General features: G+C 64.4%; 1 protein-coding gene and 1 pseudogene. Both read left to right on the top strand.

Annotated elements, in window-relative coordinates:
• Positions 1 to 226: pseudogene (tauA, locus tag ENZ75_RS33050) on the top strand (taurine ABC transporter substrate-binding protein); the annotation flags it as partial.
• 159 nt (positions 227 to 385) lie between these two features.
• The coding region (locus tag ENZ75_RS33045) for an ATP-binding cassette domain-containing protein (RefSeq protein ID WP_128278667.1) at positions 386 to 902 on the top strand (517 nt) is incomplete at its 3' end.

Here is a 902-nt window from a genome sequence, read left to right as displayed (position 1 = left end):
ACTCACCGGCGTCAAGCTGGAAGAAGTGACGAAGCTGCTCAAGGGCTATGTCTTCCCGACGCTGGAAGAGCAGGCCTCCGACAAATTCCTCGGCGGCGGCACGGTCAAGGCGGTCGAAGCGACATCCACCTTCCTCAAGGAGCAAGGCAAGATCGACGCCGTGCTTCCCGACTATTCGAAATACGTATCGTCGAAATACGTCACCGAGGCGCTCGCCTCGAACTAGTACTCGCTTAACGCAATTCCGGACGGAAAACCGCTTCACGCTTTTCCTGGAATTGCTCTGAACGCGCGCGGATCTTTTTCCCTAACGCCGCGTGCTGACTGCCCCGGAACCGCTGACGAGGGCCGGGGCAGTCGGATTTCAACGAACCGCGAGGCATCCATGCCGCATCTCGTGCTCGACCCGCATCTCGTACTGGACAAGGTCTCGATCCACTATGACGGCCAGGCAGCGCCTGCGGTCGAGCGGGTGTCGATCGATGTCGCCAAGGGCGATTTCGTCGTGCTGGTCGGCCGTTCCGGCTGCGGCAAGACCTCGCTGCTCAACGTCGCCGCCGGCCTTGTCGCGCCGGCGCGCGGTACGGCTTCAATCAACGGCAAGCCGATCACAGCACCTGGCTCGGACCGGGCGGTGGTGTTCCAGAACGATGCTTTGTTCCCATGGCTGACGGCGCGCGAAAACGTTGCCTTCGCGCTCAGGCTGCGCGGTGTCGCTCCGGCCGAGCGGGCGCGGCGCGCCGATGAGCTGCTGGCGCTGGTGAAGCTCGCCGACGCCGGCGACAAGTGCATCTGGGAGCTTTCCGGCGGTATGCGCCAGCGTGTCGGCCTGGCCCGGGCGCTCGCCGCCGAACCCGAATTCCTGCTGCTCGACGAACCGCTCGGCGCGCTCGATGCGCTGA

Source organism: Mesorhizobium sp. M7A.F.Ca.CA.002.04.1.1, from assembly GCF_004022805.1.
Classification (GTDB): Bacteria; Pseudomonadota; Alphaproteobacteria; order Rhizobiales; family Rhizobiaceae; genus Mesorhizobium; species Mesorhizobium ciceri.
Note: the sequence above shows the minus strand (reverse complement) of the source record. Positions and strands in the feature narration are given on the sequence as shown.